Annotated in this window: 19 protein-coding genes; 9 read left to right on the forward strand and 10 right to left on the reverse strand. The window is 53.7% G+C overall.

Annotated features, from left to right (window positions below; translation table 11 throughout):
- Positions 1-80 precede the first annotated feature (80 nt).
- From M2407_RS07175 to M2407_RS07185, 3 genes are read left to right on the forward strand one after another with little or no spacing between them, the layout of a single operon-like run.
- Positions 81-980, forward strand: a complete 900-nt coding sequence (locus tag M2407_RS07175; RefSeq protein WP_259217421.1) for a glycyl-radical enzyme activating protein — start codon at positions 81-83, stop codon at positions 978-980.
- Between the two features lie 4 nt (positions 981-984).
- Positions 985-3,417, forward strand: coding sequence for a formate C-acetyltransferase/glycerol dehydratase family glycyl radical enzyme (locus M2407_RS07180; protein WP_259217422.1), 2,433 nt, complete (start codon positions 985-987; stop codon positions 3,415-3,417).
- Between the two features lie 48 nt (positions 3,418-3,465).
- A complete protein-coding gene (locus tag M2407_RS07185) occupies positions 3,466-4,212 on the forward strand; it encodes a DNA-binding transcriptional regulator YciT (protein WP_115058708.1) in 747 nt (248 codons plus the stop codon).
- Positions 4,213-4,262: 50 nt separating this feature from the next.
- Here the strand turns inward: M2407_RS07185 and araD are convergent, their stop codons facing one another.
- Positions 4,263-4,958: an L-ribulose-5-phosphate 4-epimerase gene (araD, locus tag M2407_RS07190; RefSeq protein ID WP_128865182.1), complete on the reverse strand. Its 696-nt coding sequence runs from the start codon at positions 4,956-4,958 to the stop codon at positions 4,263-4,265.
- Positions 4,959-5,310: 352 nt separating this feature from the next.
- Here araD and osmB point away from each other — a divergent pair, with 352 nt between their 5' ends.
- Complete coding sequence (gene osmB, locus M2407_RS07195; protein WP_004945176.1) at positions 5,311-5,529, forward strand: osmotically-inducible lipoprotein OsmB; 219 nt, start codon at positions 5,311-5,313, stop codon at positions 5,527-5,529.
- A gap of 207 nt (positions 5,530-5,736) precedes the next feature.
- Here osmB and yciH read toward each other — a convergent pair whose 3' ends face one another.
- Together yciH and pyrF are read right to left on the reverse strand one after the other, a co-directional pair.
- A complete protein-coding gene (yciH, locus tag M2407_RS07200; protein WP_020827122.1) occupies positions 5,737-6,063 on the reverse strand; it encodes a stress response translation initiation inhibitor YciH in 327 nt (108 codons plus the stop codon).
- 10 nt (positions 6,064-6,073) lie between these two features.
- Positions 6,074-6,802: an orotidine-5'-phosphate decarboxylase gene (gene pyrF / locus M2407_RS07205; protein ID WP_187961439.1), complete on the reverse strand. Its 729-nt coding sequence runs from the start codon at positions 6,800-6,802 to the stop codon at positions 6,074-6,076.
- 328 nt (positions 6,803-7,130) lie between these two features.
- Here pyrF and bhsA point away from each other — a divergent pair, with 328 nt between their 5' ends.
- Together bhsA and M2407_RS07215 are read left to right on the forward strand one after the other, a co-directional pair.
- Complete coding sequence (gene bhsA / locus M2407_RS07210) at positions 7,131-7,391, forward strand: multiple stress resistance protein BhsA (RefSeq protein WP_048758666.1); 261 nt, start codon at positions 7,131-7,133, stop codon at positions 7,389-7,391.
- A 170-nt stretch (positions 7,392-7,561) separates the two neighbouring features.
- Positions 7,562-7,858 carry an Arc family DNA-binding protein gene (locus tag M2407_RS07215; RefSeq protein WP_122079493.1) on the forward strand — a complete coding sequence of 99 codons (297 nt, stop codon included), beginning with the start codon at positions 7,562-7,564 and terminating at the stop codon, positions 7,856-7,858.
- A gap of 57 nt (positions 7,859-7,915) precedes the next feature.
- On the opposite strand, the gene lapB is transcribed toward M2407_RS07215, so the two are convergent.
- The 3 genes from lapB to pgpB form a co-directional block, all read right to left on the reverse strand.
- The gene (gene lapB, locus M2407_RS07220; protein ID WP_020827126.1) at positions 7,916-9,085 is read right to left on the reverse strand and encodes a lipopolysaccharide assembly protein LapB; all 1,170 of its coding nucleotides are present in this window, start codon (positions 9,083-9,085) and stop codon (positions 7,916-7,918) included.
- A gap of 6 nt (positions 9,086-9,091) precedes the next feature.
- Positions 9,092-9,394: a LapA family protein gene (locus tag M2407_RS07225; protein WP_020827127.1), complete on the reverse strand. Its 303-nt coding sequence runs from the start codon at positions 9,392-9,394 to the stop codon at positions 9,092-9,094.
- A 289-nt stretch (positions 9,395-9,683) separates the two neighbouring features.
- Entirely contained in the window at positions 9,684-10,454 is a 771-nt protein-coding gene (gene pgpB / locus M2407_RS07230) for a phosphatidylglycerophosphatase B (RefSeq protein WP_259217431.1), read from the reverse strand.
- A gap of 278 nt (positions 10,455-10,732) precedes the next feature.
- Between pgpB and ribA the strand changes: the two genes are divergently transcribed.
- Positions 10,733-11,326, forward strand: coding sequence for a GTP cyclohydrolase II (ribA, locus tag M2407_RS07235; RefSeq protein WP_041415420.1), 594 nt, complete (start codon positions 10,733-10,735; stop codon positions 11,324-11,326).
- 48 nt (positions 11,327-11,374) lie between these two features.
- On the opposite strand, the gene acnA is transcribed toward ribA, so the two are convergent.
- Both acnA and M2407_RS07245 read right to left on the reverse strand, forming a co-directional pair.
- On the reverse strand, positions 11,375-14,047 hold the full coding sequence (acnA, locus tag M2407_RS07240; RefSeq protein ID WP_128865181.1) for an aconitate hydratase AcnA: 2,673 nt from the start codon (positions 14,045-14,047) through the stop codon (positions 11,375-11,377).
- A 308-nt stretch (positions 14,048-14,355) separates the two neighbouring features.
- A complete protein-coding gene (locus M2407_RS07245; RefSeq protein ID WP_236591409.1) occupies positions 14,356-14,457 on the reverse strand; it encodes a YmiA family putative membrane protein in 102 nt (33 codons plus the stop codon).
- A gap of 273 nt (positions 14,458-14,730) precedes the next feature.
- On the opposite strand from M2407_RS07245, the gene M2407_RS07250 reads away from it, so the two are divergent.
- Positions 14,731-15,333, forward strand: a complete 603-nt coding sequence (locus M2407_RS07250; RefSeq protein ID WP_259217436.1) for a hypothetical protein — start codon at positions 14,731-14,733, stop codon at positions 15,331-15,333.
- 105 nt (positions 15,334-15,438) lie between these two features.
- Here the strand turns inward: M2407_RS07250 and cysB are convergent, their stop codons facing one another.
- Positions 15,439-16,413 carry an HTH-type transcriptional regulator CysB gene (gene cysB / locus M2407_RS07255; protein ID WP_020827132.1) on the reverse strand — a complete coding sequence of 325 codons (975 nt, stop codon included), beginning with the start codon at positions 16,411-16,413 and terminating at the stop codon, positions 15,439-15,441.
- A 360-nt stretch (positions 16,414-16,773) separates the two neighbouring features.
- Positions 16,774-19,371 (reverse strand): type I DNA topoisomerase, encoded by a 2,598-nt coding sequence (gene topA / locus M2407_RS07260; RefSeq protein ID WP_020827133.1) that lies wholly within the window; start codon positions 19,369-19,371, stop codon positions 16,774-16,776.
- 426 nt (positions 19,372-19,797) lie between these two features.
- On the opposite strand from topA, the gene M2407_RS07265 reads away from it, so the two are divergent.
- Positions 19,798-20,049 (forward strand): YciN family protein, encoded by a 252-nt coding sequence (locus M2407_RS07265; RefSeq protein WP_128865179.1) that lies wholly within the window; start codon positions 19,798-19,800, stop codon positions 20,047-20,049.
- Positions 20,050-20,052: the final 3 nt, after the last annotated feature.

The raw sequence follows: 20,052 nt of genomic DNA on the forward strand, positions 1-20,052 counted from the left end.
ATATTTGATCGAAATCAAATCAACTTTCATTCGAAACAACTTTAATGGCAAAAGAAAAGCAACCGAATGACAGGTGACTCGTGATCTTCAATCTGCAGCGCTATTCCACCCATGATGGTCCAGGCATCCGCAGCGTAGTGTTCCTGAAGGGCTGCTCGTTGGGCTGTCTCTGGTGCCAGAATCCGGAAAGCCGCTCGCGAAAAGCGAATTTGCTGTTCGATCCGCGTTTATGCCTCAGCGGCTGTACCCTGTGCGCCGAAGGCCATCCTCAGGCGATTCAACGAATAGACGACAACCTGCTGATCCAGCGCGAGTTACTCAGCCACGAAGAGTATGCCGCATTAGCCGCCCGTTGCCCAACCGACGCACTCAGCCTGTGCGGCAGCGCAGTAAATATCGACGATATCATGACCGAGGTGCTGCGCGATCGGCCTTTTTATCTGCGCACCGGTGGCGGCCTGACACTCTCCGGCGGTGAACCCTTCATGCAGCCTGCCATGGCGGCAGAACTGCTGAAGCGCGGCCGTGAGGCCGGCATTCATACCGCGGTGGAATCTTGCCTGCATACGCCCTGGTCGCACATAGCACCTTCGCTGCCTTGGCTCGATCTGATGCTGGCGGATTTGAAACACGTCGATGAAAAACGTTTCAAGCAGTGGACCGGCGGCTCCGCCAAACGGGTAATGGAAAACTTCCGCCGCCTGGCCGCGCACGGTACCCGAACGACCGTGCGCGTCCCGCTGATCCCCGACTTTAACGCCGATCGCCGCTCAATTCGCGCGATTGTCGATTTCGCCGCCGATGAGGCCGGCGTTACAGAGATTCATTTCTTGCCATACCACACGTTGGGTATCAACAAATATAACCTGCTCGGCGAGCCTTATCACGCGGCCCGCACCCCACTAGATGCCCCTGAACTGCTGGCCTATGCCGAACAGTACGCCGAGGCCAAAGGGCTGACTGCCATTTTGCGAGGATAACACCATGACTAAGCTGGATCTGACCACCCTGTCCGAACGCACCCAGGCTCACAAGAACGCGCTGATCCATATCGTCAAACCGCCGGTTTGCACCGAACGCGCCCAGCACTACACCGAAGCCTATCAGCAGCATCAGGACAAACCCTTGCCGGTTCGTCGGGCACTGGCATTGGCTAACCATTTGGCTAAGCGAACTTTGCGAATCGATAACGACGAGTTGATTATCGGCAACCAGGCCAGCGAATTACGCGCTGCGCCGATTTTCCCCGAATATACCGTCAGTTGGATCGAAGACGAGATTGACCAACTGGCCGACCGTCCGGGCGCCGGTTTCTCGGTCAGCGAAGAGAACAAGGCCATTTTGCATCGGCTATGCCCGTGGTGGCGCGGCCAGACGGTGCAAGATCGCTGCTACGGCATGTTTACCGACGAACAAAAGGCCCTGCTGGCCACCGGTATCATCAAGGCTGAAGGCAATATGACCTCAGGGGATGCCCATCTCGCGGTGAATTTCCCACTACTGTTGGAAAAAGGCCTCGACGGGCTGCGCGAGAAGGTCGATGAACGTCGCAGTCGTATCCGGCTTACCGACTGGGAAGAGTTGCATCAGGAGCAATTCCTTAAGGCAATCGATCTGACCCTGGAAGCGCTAAGCGCGCATATCTTGCGCTTTGCCCAGTTGGCGCGCGACATGGCGCAGACGGAAAACCGTTTGTGGCGGCGTGAAGAGCTTCAGACCATCGCGGAAAACTGTGAGCTGATTGCCCATCGGCCACCGCAGACCTTCTGGCAGGCCCTGCAACTGTGCTACTTCATTCAACTGACGCTACAGATTGAATCCAACGGCCATTCGGTGTCTTTTGGCCGCCTCGACCAATATCTCTACCCCTGGTACCGTCGTGACGTAGAGTTGGAACAGACGTTGTCACGCGAGCGTGCGATTGAAATGCTGCACAGTTGTTGGTTGAAGCTGTTGGAGATCAACAAGATCCGTTCCGGCTCACATTCCAAGGCCTCGGCAGGCAGCCCGCTGTATCAGAACGTCACTATTGGCGGACAGCAACTGATCAACGGCAAACCTTGCGATGCGGTTAACCCCTTGTCCTATGCCATTCTGGAGTCCTGCGGGCGCTTACGCTCCACCCAGCCTAATCTCAGCGTGCGTTACCATGCAGGAATGAGTAACGACTTCCTCGACGCCTGCGTGCAGGTGATCCGCTGTGGGTTTGGCATGCCAGCCTTTAACAACGATGAAATCGTTATCCCTGAGTTTATCAAACTGGGCGTGGAGCCGCAGGATGCCTATGACTACGCGGCGATCGGCTGTATCGAAACCGCCGTGGGCGGGAAATGGGGTTACCGCTGCACCGGCATGAGCTTTATCAACTTCGCTCGTGTCATGCTGGCGGCATTGGAACAAGGGCGCGATGCGACCTCCGGCAAAGTTTTCCTGCCACAAGCAGAGGCGCTCTCGAAGGAAAACTTCGCCGACTTTGAGCAGGTGCTGGGTGCCTGGGACAGCCAGATCCGCTATTACACGCGCAAGTCGATTGAAATTGAATGCGTGGTCGATACCGTATTAGAAGAAAACGCTCACGATATCCTCTGCTCAGCGCTGGTGGATGACTGCATCGAACGCGGCAAAAGTATCAAGCAAGGTGGCGCAAAATACGATTGGGTTTCTGGTCTGCAGGTCGGCATAGCCAACCTGGGCAACAGCCTGGCGGCGGTGCGCAAGCTGGTCTTCGAACAAGGGGTTATTGGCCAACGGCAATTGGCGGCAGCGCTGGAAAATGACTTCGACGGATTGAGCGGCGAACAGTTACGCCAGCGTCTGCTCAACGCCGCTCCAAAATACGGTAACGACGAGGATGAGGTCGATCAACTGCTGGTGCGTGCTTATCAGACTTATATCGACGAACTGAAGCAGTACCACAACACCCGCTTTGGTCGTGGCCCGATAGGCGGCACCTACTACGCCGGAACGTCGTCGATTTCAGCTAACGTGCCCTTTGGCGCGGCTACCCTGGCCACGCCAGACGGCCGTAAAGCGCATACGCCGTTGGCGGAAGGTGCCAGCCCGGCCTCCGGTACCGATCATCTGGGACCGACCGCCGTGTTCAATTCGCTGTCCAAACTGCCCACCGCGTCGATCCTCGGCGGCGTGTTGCTGAATCAGAAACTGAACCCGGCGACGTTGGAGGATCCGCGGGATCGAGAAAAACTGATGTTGATGCTGCGCACCTTCTTTGAGGACTACCAAGGTTGGCACGTGCAATACAACATCGTGTCGCGGGAAACGCTGCTGAAAGCGAAGCAACATCCTGACCAATATCGTGATTTAGTGGTCCGCGTTGCTGGATATTCCGCTTTCTTTACCGCATTATCCCCTGACGCGCAGGATGATATTATTGCGCGAACAGAACATACTATTTAAACAATAAATATTAGCGGCCGCACATTGGTGGCCGCACATCAGGTTGATATGAATTCAAGACAACAGACAATACTTCAATTGGTAAACGATCGCCGGCGTATCAGCGTCAGCGATTTGGCCGCGGCCACCGGCGTTTCAGAAGTGACGATCCGCCAGGATTTGAACCTGCTGGAGAAACGCAGCTACCTGAAACGGGTGCACGGTTCCGCGCTGGCATTAGAAAGCGACGACGTCGATGCGCGCATGATGTCCAACTTCACCCTCAAGCAAAAGCTGGCGCAGTATGCCGCCTCGCTGGTTAACGACGATGAGACCATTTTTATCGAAAGCGGCAGCGCCAACGCGCTGCTGGCGCGTTATATCGCCGAGCGTAAACGCATCACGCTGATCACCGTCAGCCACTATATCGCCCATCTGCTAAAAGAAACGGATTGCGAAGTGATCGTGCTGGGCGGCATGTACCAGAAAAAGAGCGAGACCGTGGTCGGGCCATTAACCCGCCAATGCATTCAGCAAGTGCATTTCAGCAAGGCGTTTATTGGCATCGATGGCTATCATGCGGATACTGGCTTCACCGGCCGCGATATGATGCGCGCCGACGTGGTCAACGCCGTGCTGGCGAAGGGCGTAGAAAATATTGTCCTGACCGACTCGTCAAAATTCGGTCAAATTCAGCCCAATCCGCTGGCCCAGCAGGGCAAGGTTCAGCGGGTAATCACCGATTCGCGGCTGTCGTTGGAGTATCAACACCTGTTGAAGCGCCAGGGAATACAGTTGGATATGGTGAACGACTAGCCTTCAGACGAAACAACGGGAGAGCCGCCGACAGGCGGACCTCCTGATGCTCACTGGCCGTAGTAGGCGTTTTTACCGTGCTTGCGCAGGTAATGTTTGTCCAGCAGGGTTTGCTGCATATTCGCCAGGCCCGGCGACAACTGGCGCGAAAAAATCCCCATATAGGCAATTTCTTCCAGTACCACCGCATTATGAACCGCGGTTTCTGCGTTTTCCCCCCAGGTAAAGGGGCCATGAGAATGCACCAGCACGCCCGGCACCGCCGCCGGATTTAACCGACGCTGACCAAAGGTTTCGACAATCACTCTGCCGGTCTCCCATTCATAGCGGCCATTAATTTCCTCATCCTGCATCCGTCGGGTACAGGGAATGTCGCCGTAGAAATAGTCGGCGTGCGTTGTGCCCCAGGCCGGAATATCCAACCCTGCCTGCGCCCAAATGGTGGCATGCCGCGAATGGGTGTGCACTATACCCCCGGCATCGCCAAATGCCAGGTACAACACGCGGTGGGTATCGCTGTCTGAAGAGGGCTTTTTGTCCCCCTCCACCACCTTGCCGCTTTCCAGTTCCAGCACCACCATATCGTCACGGGTCATCACCCCGTATTCCACCCCCGAGGGTTTGATCACCATCAATCCCTCACGCCGATCGACAGCGCTGACATTGCCCCAGGTGAAGGTCACCAGATGATGGCGTGGCAGCGCCAGATTGGCCTCCAATACCTGCTGCTTGAGATCGTTAAGCATGTTTCTTTCCCGGTTAACCCTGTTGGGAATATTGTCGGCAGGCAGGCTTGGGGACGGTATGGCGTAAATCGCTAAAGACCGCGTAGTCTTCTGCTGGAAACGGCAATTTGCGCGTTGGGGATTAAATAGCGCGCAATGGACTTTAAGATTATTTACCTGTTTATCGTTCAGCAGAAGCTTATAGTGAATATTGGCGGAGGGAGCGCTCTTGGCGTTTCAATTATTCTGCCTTTAACAAAAAATGCCATTTTTTATAGCGATACTTACTGGGAGCCACTAGCAGGCCGAAATTCGGGTTCATGCCTATACTTAATAGGCACTCCCAGATAGCCAATGCTAAGGAGAAGTCATTATGATGATTATCAATAAACGTTTTGCCACCGCCGCTCTGGCGCTTACTCTGGCGTTTTCACTCAGCGCTTGTTCAAACATGTCCAAACGTGACCGTAACACCGCCATTGGTGCCGGTGCGGGGGCCGTAGGCGGCGCGGTGCTGACCGATGGTAGCGCACTGGGTACGCTCGGCGGGGCTGCGGTGGGGGGCATCATTGGTCATCAGGTAGGTAAATAACCTGTTCGGCCAGTATTCAGATACCTCTGCCGACAGGCTGGCAAAAGCGATATCGCTTTGACGTATTACGCATAATAAAGATTATTTCAGGTCTGTTTTACCTTTCATCGATGGCGGGTTGCCATCAACGGGTTAACGCCCGGCAGCAGTATCCCAGCCATGCCGCAGTATTGCACCGCGGCATGGCCATTCGCTCAGGCGATTCGATTAGCCGCCCGCCAGCTTGACCTTCATCCCTTTGGCTTCCAACAGCTGTTTAAGCAGATCCCGCTTATCGCCCTGGATCTCGATCACGCCCTCTTTCACCGAACCGCCGCAGCCGCATTTTTTCTTGAGCTCTGCCGCCAGCTTGTCCAATGCGGCATCATCCAGATCAACGCCGGTGATCAGGCAAACGCCCTTTCCCTTGCGCCCGCTGGTCTGGCGCTGAATACGCACGATACCGTCGCCCTTTTCACGCGGCGGTTTGACGTCTTCCTGCTTGATACGCCCGCTATCGGTGGAATACACCAGCCGGCTGTTATCGTTGTTCATTGTCGTCTCCTTAAGCCAGAGAAGCGCGGATCGCACTTAACGTAGCGGCCGGATCGGCGGATTGGGTGATCGGGCGCCCAATCACCATATAATCAACGCCAGCCGCTTGCGCCTGTACCGGCGTCATGATGCGTCGCTGATCGCCGGCGTCGCTGCCTTCAGGACGGATACCCGGCGTCACCAGTTGGAATTGTTGGCCACAGGCAGCTTTGAGACGCTCGGCTTCGTGCGCTGAACAAACTACGCCATCCAACCCACAATCGCGGGTCAGACGTGCCAAGCGCTCTGCATGCTCGGCCGGAGAAAGCTCGATACCGATGCCACGCAGATCTTCTGCTTCCATGCTGGTCAGCACGGTGACGGCGATCAGCAACGGGGCCTGAGCGCCATAGGGCTGCAATGCTTCTTTCGCTGCGGTCATCATGCGTGCACCACCGCTGGCATGCACGTTCACCATCCATACACCCAACTCGGCCGCAGCAGCAACGGCACGGGCGGTGGTGTTGGGAATGTCATGGAATTTCAAATCCAGGAACACGTCGAAACCACGCGAGTGTAAATCGCGCACCAGCTGCGGCCCAAACAGGGTGAACATTTCCTTGCCCACTTTTAACCGGCAGTCCTGCGGATCAATACGATCGGCAAATGCCAGTGCCGCGCCAATATCTGCGTAATCCAGCGCAACGATGATCGGAGATGATTTTAAGTCATTGTTATTGATGTTGTTTTCAGACTTCATTTCTTCTACCTTCTGTAAAATGGACATAAATAGGTAATAACCCGCCAAACTGACCGCCGCATTCTACATGCCGGCCGACAGAAATCCCAGCCGCAGCGCGCTCTGCGCTTAAGTAATGTTATCCCCTCGTACGTCATCAAGCGTCAATAACCCCTGACCGCCCTTAACCCAGCCTGCGTAAACCGCCGTAAAGATGCGTAAATTATAAATCAAATAATTTGAACAACATACTCAGCATTATCAGATTTTAAATCCCTGCGGATGCTTTATTATTCAACACATCGGAAGCATACGCCTTCCAACCTAAACAAACAGACTGGAGTCTCTCATGAAAAGCATCAAATATTTTGCAGCAGCAGCCGTTATCGCCATGACCTCTTTCGCTACCTTCGCCGCTGAACCGGTGGATCAGCAACAGGCCAGCAGCCTGACCGCTTCAGGCGTCGTTTCCGCCGGTCATGCCACTACCCTGAGTGGCCTGGAAGCCAAACTGGCCGCTAAAGCCGACGCCCAAGGCGCCAGCAGCTACCGCATCATTTCTGCCGGTGGTAACAACATGCTGAGTGGTACCGCAGTTATCTACAAATAAGCTATTAGGTATAGGGCCCGGCACGCCGGGCTTTACTTTATTTCCCCCGCCAGATCGTTCGCTATTCCCGCACCGTAATGTTACAAAAATATTAAATTTTTATTACACACTAGACTCTCTCCCCATAGTGGCTTAGCTTGAAGGCAATCCTCCCGCAGAAAGGCTTCAAAATGAGCGAGATATCTACATTAACCATTAAAATTCCTCTGGAACTCAAAGAAAAAATTCGTGCCATTGCTGCCGATAATCAACTCTCTCTGAGTGCCGAGGTTTGCCAGCGTCTAGAAAGCAGCTTCGATCTTCCGACCAAAGCGGAAAAACCGGCTAAAAAAGCAGCCGAGTTGCATCATGGCGAAATCGATAATCAGGGGATTGAAGAAGAAGTTGAGCAACCGCTGAATCAGAAAGAGTTGAAGAAGCTGCGTCAGCTGTTGAAAGGTAGCGCGAAGGCCGGCAAGAAAAAATAAGTCGGTTTAGTGATCATAAGAAAACGGGGCCTGATTAGGCCCCGTTTTTTATTGTCGCTATTGTCCATCCAGCCCGCGGATCGGCTTAACCGATGACCAGGCCCGGCATGACGGGCAATGCCAATACAGAGAGTGAGCGGTAAAACCGCATTTATGACAGCGATAACGCGGCTTGGTCCGAATTTGCTCACCGACCATATCGCGCAGCAATAACAGGCTCTCCTTCGCACGGCCGTCCTCTGCGTCCGCCAGGTGGTAATCCATCAGGCGGTAAAATACTCGCATGGTCGGGTGGCGCTGTAGCTGGCGGTTGATATACACCTGCACCACGTCACGCCCTTCATGCTGCTCAATTATTTCCGCCAGCATCAGTTCCGCAGTAGCGCCGGTATTCTCTTCCACGCAGCGCTTGAGAAAGTCCGCCCAACCCTGCTGCTGTTCCAGATGCTGGTAACACTCTTGCAGCATCGGCAGGGTTTCGCTGACCAGTTCTTTATCCTGATTCAGTACGCGCTGTAGCGACTCAACCGCCTTGGCGTACTCCCCCTGGGCCATATAAATACGCCCCACCATGATCGACACCCGGGCACACTGATTGTCGGCGGAAGCCGCGCGTTTCAGCAATCCCATCGCCTTATCGAGATCGTCGCTGCCCATCGCCTGCAAGGCCAGTTCGCAATAGAAATGTGCGATCTCGACGCGCTGTTTGTCTTTGCCTAATTTGACCAGTTTTTCCGCCACGTCGATGGCTTTCAGCCAGTCGCTGGTGGCCTGATGGATCGCCAACAGCTGCTGTAGCGCAGAAAGACGGAAATCTTCTTCGCCAACCAGTTGGCCAAACATGTCTTCGGCACGATCGTACATGCCGGCGGCCATGTAGTCTCGACCCAGCTGTTGCACGGCCAGCAAACGTTGTTCGAAGGTCAGGGAAGCGCTTTCCATCAGCGCCTGATGGATGCGGATAGCGCGGTCGACTTCACCACGCGAGCGGAACAGGTTACCCAGCGTTAGGTGGGCTTCAACGGTGTTGCTGTCCTCTTTCAACATATCAAGGAACAGATCGACCGCTTTATCCTGCTGGTTGGAGAGCAGGAAGTTAACCCCGGCCACGTACTCGCGCGACAGACGGTTGGCTTCCTGTTGTTTATCCTGTTGAGCACTTCTGCGCCCCATGTACCATCCGTACGCGGCAGCCACGGGCAGCAACAGAAACAGCAGCTCTAACATAGAAGATTATTCCTTGCTGACAACGGACTGAGCTGCCGGCTCAGCAGGTTGTTCAAGCTGCAGTTCCAGCCTTTTGATTTTGCGTTCGGCACGCCCCAGCGCAATACGGGTACGCAGATAAAACAGGCCGCAAATGACCCAACCGAGAACAAAACCGGCGCCAAATAACGCCGCCAACAGGGTCGATACGCGATAGTCGCCCTGCGCAACCAGATAGTTAAAACTCACCACCTGATCGTTATGCGCGCCCAACGTGACAGAAATCACGAAGATCACCAGAACTAACAAAAAAATCAGCAAATATTTCACATTCTTTCCCGCGATGCCGAGTTAATCGGATGAACTATGCCAATACGTGGCGTCCCTAACTAATAAGTTAGCATTTCCCGTCGTAGCAGGGAAACCCTGAGGCACGATAAAACCATATATATGCTGGCATATTCGACAGTAAACGGCACTCCCGGACAAATTTATGAGAGAGCGTCTCAAAATAATAGATTAATCAAGATATGGGGGCATTAGTGCGAATTGCAATGAAGGTCTTATGTAAGCGGTTAATACGGCGTCATCCCGACGCCGTTAAAAGTGACGAGGTCACCTAATGCTTATGGGTCAGGGTTCTTTCCGCAATTTCCTGTTGCTCCTGCGGAGGCGGTGTCAAAGGCCCGAACCAGCGTTGCACCAGCCAACAGGCCAAGGTGACCAGCAACCAGCTAATCAAGGTCGCCACCGCCAGATCACGCGGCCAATGCATCCCCAGCAACAAACGGCTCCCCATCACCCCTACTGCCCAAACCATCAGTATCGCCACGGTCTTGTAATGCCTACGCGGCCACAGCAACCCCACGCCCAGCAGCGCCCAACTGGCGGCAAACATGGTATGGCCCGAAGGAAACGCAAAACCGGTCTCAAACTGCCAATGTTCGCGCAACCATACGGGCACCAGCGGCTGGTCCTGCAGTTGCTCTTTGACCAACGTCCCCCGCTCTTTGCGCTTGAGTGAGTAGAAGTACTTTTCATCAATCTGATGGGCTGATTCCAGCCACAGCACGAAAGGCCGTGGCTCTTGTACCCGGTCCTTGATAAAGGACTTCACGCCCTGGCCAATCATTATCGACGCGCTGAGCAGCACCAGCAGGCCAATGGCCGGCTTGATGCGAAAGCGCAGGCACCACAGGAACCAGGCGCAGAGAATGATGTTGGTGATAATGCCCCATGGCGAAGTGACCGTTTCGGTCAACCAATACAGGCCTTTCAGAAGGCGTCCGTCGCCCCCCGGTTGCCATTGCCAGCCGGAAAGCCACACCGCCAAAGGCATCAGCAACAGAACTATTGCCCCTGCCGCCGTGCGTTTTGCTATCTCAAACATTCCTATCGTCCTTTGCTTAAGCCAATTTGCAGTGTAACAATCTTGTAATATCGATAACACTCTAAAAATTAAACAGATAAAAAACCTATCGCAATAATAGTTGGCTGAAAACACCGGATGCTGGTTTGCTGAGCACCGCAGGGCAAGAAGTTATGGCAAAATAGCCGATAATTAACGAAATGCCGATCGTCGTTGCGCATTTTAATACTGGTCAGTTCACCGTACCGGAAGTAGGATGCGCAACCATGATTGAATCGGATGTATTTGTGGAGAGCAACATGCAGCTTAAACGGGTGGCAGAGGCCAAATTGCCAACACCTTGGGGCGATTTCCTGATGGTAGGATTCGAAGAACTGGCTACCGGACACGACCATTTGGCGCTGGTGTTCGGTGATATTTCTGGCGCGACGCCGGTACTCTCACGCGTACATTCTGAGTGTCTGACCGGTGATGCATTATTCAGCCTGCGCTGCGACTGCGGTTTTCAGTTGGAAGCTGCGCTGGAGCATATCGCAGAAGAAGGTCGCGGTATCCTGCTCTACCATCGTCAGGAAGGTCGCAATATCGGTTTGCTGAATAAAATCCGCGCTTATGCATTGCAGGACAAAGGCGCTGATACGGTAGAGGCCAATCATCAGTTGGGCTTTGCCGCCGATGAGCGCGACTTCACCCTGTGCGCCGACATGTTCAAGCTGTTGGGCGTGGATGCGGTACGCTTGCTGACCAACAACCCGAAAAAGGTTGAGATCCTGACGGAAGCCGGCATCAACATCACCGAGCGCGTGCCGCTGATCGTTGGCCGCAATCCGAAGAACGAACGTTACCTGGCCACCAAGGCAGCCAAAATGGGCCATTTGCTGGACCAGAAGTAATTTCCCTGCGGGAAAAAATCAGGGCGCCGAATAAGGCGCCCTTTTTTATTACAGCATTTTCCTGATCACATAGTGCAGGATACCGTCGTTTTCATAGTAAGTGAGCTCGTTGCCAGTATCGATACGACAACGGGTATTCACCACTTCCTTGCGCCCGTCGGCATAGGTGATATGTACCGGCACCGTCTGCCCCGGCTGCAGCGTTTGCAGCCCGCTGACGCTGATCTGCTCGTCACCGCTCAGCCCCAGCGTTTTGCGCGTCACGCCTGCCGGGAATTCCAGCGGCAGAATGCCCATCCCAATCAGGTTAGAACGGTGAATACGTTCAAAGGATTCGGCAATAACCACCCGAACACCCAGCAACCGTGGCCCCTTCGCCGCCCAGTCACGGCTGGAGCCTGAACCGTATTCTTTACCGGCAATCACCGCCAACGGCACGCCTTCTTGTTGATACTGCATGGCGGCGTCATAGATCGACAACTGATTCTGCGACGGAATATGGCGCGTGTAGCCCCCTTCGACACCCGGCACCATTTCGTTACGGATACGAATATTGGCAAAGGTGCCACGCATCATCACTTCATGGTTACCACGGCGAGAGCCGTAGGAGTTAAAATCCTGCGCCGCAACGCCATGATCGCTCAGATAACGTCCCGCCGGGCTGTCACGCTTGATATTCCCCGCTGGAGAGATATGGTCGGTGGTCACCGAGTCGGCCAGGATCGCCAGAATGCGCGCATCCTTGATATCCTGCACCGGATCCGGCTTCACCTTCATGGTGCTGAAGAATGGCGGATGCCGAATATAGGTAGAATCGCCCTGCCATTGGTAGGTGGCCGAGCCGGCAACCTGAATCGACTGCCAGTTGGCGTCACCGTCAAATACCGCGCCGTATTCCTTATGGAACATCTCAGTGCGAACTTCTTCCACCGCCTGGGCAATATCTTTGCTGCTCGGCCAGATATCCTTCAGATAGACCGGCTGCCCGTCGTGACCTTCGCCCAGAGGCTCTTTGGTCAGATCAATCTTCATGCTGCCAGCCAGCGCATAAGCGACCACCAGCGGCGGTGAAGCCAACCAGTTGGTTTTAACCAGTGGATGGATACGGCCTTCAAAGTTACGGTTGCCGGATAGCACCGCCCCTACGGTCAAATCACCCTCTTTAATCGCCTGCTCGATCGGATCAGGCAATGGCCCGGAGTTACCGATACAGGTGGTACAGCCGTAACCGACCAGATTAAAACCGAGTTCCTCCAGGTAGGAGGTCAGTTTGGCGCTGTCAAAATAGTCAGTCACCACTTTGGACCCCGGTGCCAACGAGGTTTTCACCCAAGGCTTGGTTCGCAAACCTTTGTTAACCGCGTTCTTCGCCAACAGGCCGGCTGCCATCATTACGCTGGGGTTCGAGGTGTTGGTGCAAGAAGTAATGGCCGCGATAACCACCGCGCCGTTATGCAGCTCATGCTGCTGTTGGTTCAAAGTGAAGGTTTTGAATTCGGACTTGCGATGCTGATTGCCGATCTCGAGTTCGGTCGCGGCGTTGAACGCCTTAGGCACGTCCGGCAGCGCCACGCGATCCTGAGGGCGCTTCGGCCCTGCCAGGCTGGCGACCACCGTCGACATATCCAACGCCAACGTGCTGGTAAACACCGGTTCATCGCCCGGGTTACGCCACATGCCTTGCGCTTTGGCATAGGCTTCTACCAGTGCGATTTGCTCGTCGCTACGGCCACTGAGTTTCATGTAACCCAGCGTCACTTCGTCCACCGGGAAGAAGCCGCAGGTCGCGCCAAACTCTGGCGACATGTTGGCAATGGTTGCCCGGTCGGCCAACGGCAGGTCTGCCAGGCCGTCACCGTAAAACTCGACAAATTTCCCCACCACGCCGTGTTTTCGCAGCATTTGGGTCACGGTCAACACCAGATCGGTGGCGGTAATGCCTTCGCTCAGCTTACCGGTCAGTTTAAAGCCCACCACGTCAGGGATCAGCATAGACACCGGTTGACCCAACATCGCCGCTTCGGCTTCAATACCGCCCACACCCCAGCCCAGAATGCCCAGACCGTTGATCATGGTGGTGTGAGAATCGGTACCGACCAGGGTATCCGGGTAAGCGATACGCTGCCCGCTCTCGTCCGTGTGCCATACGGTTTGGCCGAGATACTCCAGGTTGACCTGGTGGCAGATACCGGTGCCCGGCGGCACAACGCGGAAGCGGTTAAAGGCTTTTTGCCCCCAACGCAGGAAGGTGTAACGCTCGTGGTTGCGCTCCATTTCAATGCGCACGTTTTCTTCAAAAGCGTCGTCATCGCCGAACTCATCAACGGTGACCGAGTGGTCAATCACCAAATCGACCGGTGACAGCGGGTTGACCTGGTCAACGTTCCCGCCTAACCGCTGCACCGCTTCACGCATCGCAGCCAAATCCACGACCGCAGGCACTCCGGTAAAATCCTGCATCAGCACGCGGGCCGGACGGTAGGCAATCTCACGATCGGCATGGCCCGTTTGCAACCAGCCAACAATAGCTTTCAGATCGTCAACCTGCACGGTGTCGCCATCCACATGGCGCAGCAAGTTTTCCAACAGTACTTTCATTGATTTTGGCAGTCGGTCGATGTTGCCCAACTGTTTTGCCGCCAATGGCAGGCTGAAATAGCCATACTCAGTATTGAGCGCCACCAGCTTATCCATACTCGTTTCACGAAGATCGGACGACATAGCTCCTCCATTTCTTATTATGTCTAAAACAGGGTAATCACTGAGGTCTTATTTAAAGATAACACAAAGATGACGTAACGTTTTGATAACAACACGTTTTGATCATAACGATAGGCAAGAACAATCAACGGAGGTAAGTACTTGTTCGGGCAGCGGATTAGCACGGAAACGACGCTAAACTGGTCGGATATGTGGCACAGGCAAGGCCAAAGGAAGGGATTACCCTCCCGTCTTGGCAAACACGGCCAGTCAGGAAAAGGTCAAAAAATGAAGGTTTCTACGGGTTGGGATTTATTTAGGCCAGGGGCTTAGATCAACCAGCAGACCAATGAACCCACCAACAGCCAGAACAAACCACTGATCATGAACACGGCTTGCCAAGCTTTACGTCTAATGTCCTTATCGTTCACACCAACATCCCTGTATCCAAACAAACAGAGGGGGATTATGGATCACATTGAACGACGGCCATATCAGGGAAATCTCATGCCAGGCATTTCCACCTCAATATGGCGCTCGTACCAACACTGGAAAAGGCTTAATATTCAGCAGGTTTAAATCTCGTCGGGACATGGCATAAAATGCAAACTGTTTGCCGGCCGAGATCCAACGGCAATACTCCCGCGTCCAGGTCTACACTTTTCGACGGTGGTGGAGGCATAATTTAAGCTTAAGGAGACGCAGTGGCATTTTTGGGATTCGTCAGTGAACAAGAGTGTCGAGGCTGGCAAGATGCTTCGGCTTATCTTCCCGCGTTCAGTTTTTATGAAAAACACCAGTCAGAACCTATCGACGCTGCACCCGAAGCCATTATTCAAGCGGTGTTATCACTGGATATGGCGGAAGACCCGATCATCCGCAGGCTGCTGATGCTACGCCAACTGCCGGGTACGGTGCGCCAACGGCTCTTCAAAACCGAGCTCACCACGCCGCCAGCGGCCTTTGGCTTCGATACCTTTACCCTGCTCCATCAGGACAGCCATGAAGTCTCGCTGGGGCTGGCCGGGCGTTTTTGGCGGCCTATGTTGGGCGTCAATAAACTGGCAACTGCAGAGGATTTTCACCAATTTAACGACCCGAAAGCCGCAAAACTGGTGCTGCGTTTTAAGGTTATCCCGGAGGCTTCCGGGCTCGCTATGCTGCGTACCGAAACCTTTATCTGGTGCCCGACATCGCAGGTTAAAGCGCGGCTTGCCGGCTATTGGGCGATGATCCGTCCTGCCAGCGGGTGGATCCGACGGCGCACCCTGCTTTCAGTACAGCGTAAACTGGCAAAAGGCGGTTAACTGAGCGCTAAAGCCTGAATGGAGAAAGTCAGTAAGAGAGGAAAGCAGGAGAGAACGTGCCTCTCCTGCTGCATAAATCTTTTTGCTAGTCGTTAGATTACCGGCTTATTTTTCCGGCAGCTTGATGTCCTTGAACATCGCTTCGATCTCTTCGTTGGAACGCAGTGCAACCGCGTTGTCGACCACGTCACGCGTCAGGTGTGGCGCAAAACGCTGGATAAAATCGTACATATAGCTGCGCAGGAAGGTGCTGCGACGGAAGCCGATTTTGGTGGTGCTGTAGGTGAAGATATCACGAGCATCCACCGTCACCAGATCCGGGTCTTGTATCGGGTCCACCGCCATGCTGGCGATCACACCCACCCCAAGGCCCAGACGCACGTATGTTTTAATCACGTCGGCATCGGTAGCCGTAAATACGATGCGCGGTGTCAGTCCGGCACGGTTGAATGCCGTATCCAACTCAGAGCGGCCGGTGAAGCCGAAGGTATAGGTCACGATCGGGTAAGCCGCCAGTTCTTCAATGGTAATGTGGCTTTTACCGGCTAAAGGATGATCGGGTTTCACCACTACCGCGCGGTTCCAGTGGTAGCACGGCAGCATGATTAAATCGTCGTAGAGGTGCAGCGCTTCAGTGGCAATGGCGAAATCTGCCGTGCCTTTAGAGACGGCTTCCGCAATTTGCGTCGGCGATCCCTGATGCATGTGCAGAGAGACTCGCGGATAGCGCTCAATAAAGCCTTTAATGACGTTGGGCAGCGCGTAGCGCGCCTGGGTGTGGGTGGTCGCTACGTACAACGAGCCTTTGTCCGGGTAGGTATGCTCGCCGGCGACGGCTTTGATCGCATCCACTTTGGACAAAACTTCACGCGCAATACGGATGATTTCCAATCCTGCTGGCGTTACCTGAGTCAGGTGCTTGCCACTGCGGGCGAAAATCTGGATACCCAGCTCATCTTCCAGCATCCGTACCTGCTTACTGATGCCGGGCTGTGAGGTGTAAAGCCCTTCTGCCGTCGAGGAGACATTCAGGTTGTGGTTAACCACTTCCACGATGTAACGAAGCTGCTGCAATTTCATATCTTATACCATCCTAGGTTAAACACTGCGTTGAGCCGCAGCCAGGTATATCGGTGTCGCCCCGGTATGCTGAAAACGAATAAGCCATGAACACAGTGTTTCACTCAGATGCTGAAGAAACCGCCGTTGCTAATAAGCTTTAATCATAAAAAAACTTTTTATATAACCACTATATCACGCTACAGCTTCAAGTATAGATCCGCGTCACACTATGGTAACGATTATTTTGCATTGCGATCAACGCGAAACCCCAGCGCCAGGATGGAAAAAACAGCAAAGAATAGATCTGTTCACCGGCTTTAGCCAATAAAAAACCAGCCACGGGGGCTGGTTTTTTCATGTTGCATTCAGGCTGTAAATTTACTTTTTGCCTTCAACCCACTTGCCATCGATGTAGAAAGCGGACCATCCGGTGGCTTTGCCGTCTTTCTCCGAAGAGACATACTGCTGTTTGGTTTTACGGCTGAAACGCACCATGGTTTTGTTGCCTTCCGCATCCGTTACCGGCGCATCTGCCAGATAACGCAGTTTTTCAGGCAGGCGATCCTTGAAGCGAGCCAGTTCTTCCACCAATGGCGCACGGGTTTCGCGCGATTTAGGGAAGGTATTGGCCGCCAGGAACACCCCGGCTGCGCCGTCACGCAGAACAAAGTAAGCATCCGACTTTTCGCACGGCAGTTCCGGCAATGGAACCGGATCTTCCTTCGGTGGTGCAACATCACCGTTACGCAGGATCTTGCGGGTGTTTTTGCAGTTCTCGTTGGTGCATCCCATGTACTTGCCGAAGCGCCCCATTTTCAGGTGCATTTCGGAACCACATTTATCGCACTCCACCACCGGGCCGTCATAGCCTTTCAGGCGGAATTCGCCCTCTTCGATCTCGTAGCCGTCACACGCCGGGTTATTACCGCACACGTGCAGCTTGCGCTGGTTATCGATCAGGTAGCTGTCCATCGCCGTGCCGCATTTCTGGCAACGACGGCGGGCACGCAATGCGTTGGTTTCCGCATCATCCCCTTCGAGAACGTTCAGCACTTCCGTTTCCGGCACCAGGTTAATGGTGGTTTTGCAGCGTTCTTTCGGCGTCAGCGCATAGCCGGAACAGCCCAGGAACACGCCGGTGCTGGCGGTACGAATGCCCATCTTGCGACCGCAGGTCGGGCAGTCAATGCTGGTCATCACCATCTGATTCGGGCGCATACCGCCTTCTTCAGGATCTTTTTCCGCCGTTTCCAGCTGTTCGCTGAATTCGGCAAAGAATTCATCCAGCACCGCTTTCCACTCGGCGTGGTTGTTCGCTACCTGGTCCAGACCATCTTCCATGCGGGCGGTGAAGTCATAGTTCATCAGCTCGCGGAAGTTTTCTTCCAGACGGTCAGTAACGATCTCGCCCATTTTTTCGGCGTAGAAACGGCGGCTTTCGACCCGCACATAGCCACGATCCTGAATGGTTGAGATAATCGAAGCGTAGGTAGATGGGCGGCCGATACCGCGTTTTTCCAGCTCTTTTACCAACGAGGCTTCACTGTAACGTGCAGGTGGTTTGGTAAAGTGCTGGCTTGGGATCAGCTTTTGCAGTTCCAGCTCGCTGCCCACTTCTACATACGGCAAGGTGCGGTCTTCATCGCCCTTGCGCAGCGCAGGCATCACTTTGGTCCAGCCATCGAAACGCAGCGTACGGCCTTTGGCGCGCAACAGGTAATCAGCGGCTTTAACCGACAGCGTGGTGGAGTCGTACTGCGCCGGCGTCATCTGGCAGGCGACGAACTGGCGCCAAATCAGCTGATACAGTTTCTGCGCATCCGCTTCCATGTCTTTCAACTGTTCGGCCAACACGTTCACATCCGAAGGTCGGATAGCTTCATGCGCTTCCTGCGAGTTTTCTTTGCTGCTGTACTGGTTCGGCGCTTTCGGCAGGTACTTATCACCGAAGTTTTCGCCGATGTAACCACGCACCATGTTGAGCGCATCCTGGCTCAGGTTGGTGGAGTCGGTACGCATATAGGTAATGTGACCGGCTTCATACAGACGCTGGGCCATCATCATAGTTTTCTTCACGCCAAAGCTCAGACGGGTACTGGCTGCCTGCTGCAACGTGGAAGTAATGTAAGGCGCACCCGGTTTGCTGCTGGTCGGTTTGTCTTCGCGATCCAGTACCGTATAGCGGGCTTTTTCCAGCAGTTTAAGCGCGGCGTGAGTCTGCTCGCGGTTAACCGGCTTGAAAGGTTTGTCGTGGGCATGCGTAACTTCCATTTGCAGCGCGGTATCGCCCTTCGCTAACAAATCGGCGTGCAATTCCCAATATTCTTCCGGCACGAAGGCTTTGATATCGCGTTCACGCTCTACCACCAGCCGTACCGCAACGGATTGCACACGCCCAGCCGACAGGCCACGGGCAATTTTCTTCCACAGCAGTGGCGAAACCATGTAACCCACAACGCGGTCCATAAAACGACGCGCCTGCTGTGCGTTAACACGATCAATATTCAGCTCACCCGGCTGTTTGAACGCATTTTGGATCGCGTTCTTGGTAATTTCGTTAAACACCACGCGGCTAAAGCGTTTGTCGTCACCCCCAATCACTTCCCGCAGGTGCCAGGCAATGGCTTCCCCTTCGCGGTCAAGGTCGGTTGCGAGATAAATGTGGTCAGCGTTTTCCGCTAACGACTTTAACTCGGCGACAACTTTTTCTTTACCCGGCAGAATTTCATATTGCGCTTCCCAGCCATGGTAAGGATCGACGCCCATCCGATTTACCAGCGCCGTCTTCTCATCTTTTTTAACTTTCTTCTTGGCTTTGTTTTCGGTTGAGTCAGCGCTCTTTTTGCTGGCTGAGCCACTGGTCGGCAAATCACGGATATGACCGACGCTGGACTTCACCACGTAGTCATTACCTAAGTATTTATTAATAGTTTTGGCTTTTGCCGGGGACTCAACTATTACGAGAGCTTTACCCATATTTACCTTTACCTAATTTTATTTCTTCTAAAAAGAAGTCTTTTATCTCGCCGTGCCGCAGCGATTCATATCTCTTTTTTATATTGCGGCAGTCTGGCAAGAGATCAACATGTTTTTTTCTGTTGGCTGCTTAACTGCTCAACCTGAACGCAAGTTGTTGATCCTGCCTGCTATTCACCCATGCCCCAGAAGTATGGCTGTGTGAGACTCATTTATGGCGTAAACAAAACCTTCCACCCGACGCCGCAAAATCCCACACTGTACCTGATAAAAAGCGTCACGCAACCTAATTAGCACGGAAAGGCAGATTTCGCCAATCGGCAGATACCGCTAGCCATCCAGACGGCAAATAAACCTTAGTCTGTTTGCGGATAAATGCGAACTGACGTTAGAATATGAGCAGAATTTATGTTTGGAGTGTAATAAATGCGCGCTAATACCTTACCCATTGATCGTGAAACCTTACTGCAAGAAGCAAATAACCTGATTCGCCAGCACGATGATTATCTGCATGGCATGGTTGCCACCGAAGTTGAACAAAAAGGCAGCGTTTTAGTTTTTCGCGGAGAATTCTTTTTAGATCCGGATGGATTGCCAACGGCAAAAACGACCGCAGTATTTAATATGTTTAAACACCTGGCTCACGTGTTTTCTGAGAAATACCATTTGGTCGATTAAGCA

The organism is Serratia sp. BIGb0234 (genome assembly GCF_024809915.1).
Classification (GTDB): Bacteria; Pseudomonadota; Gammaproteobacteria; order Enterobacterales; family Enterobacteriaceae; genus Serratia; species Serratia liquefaciens.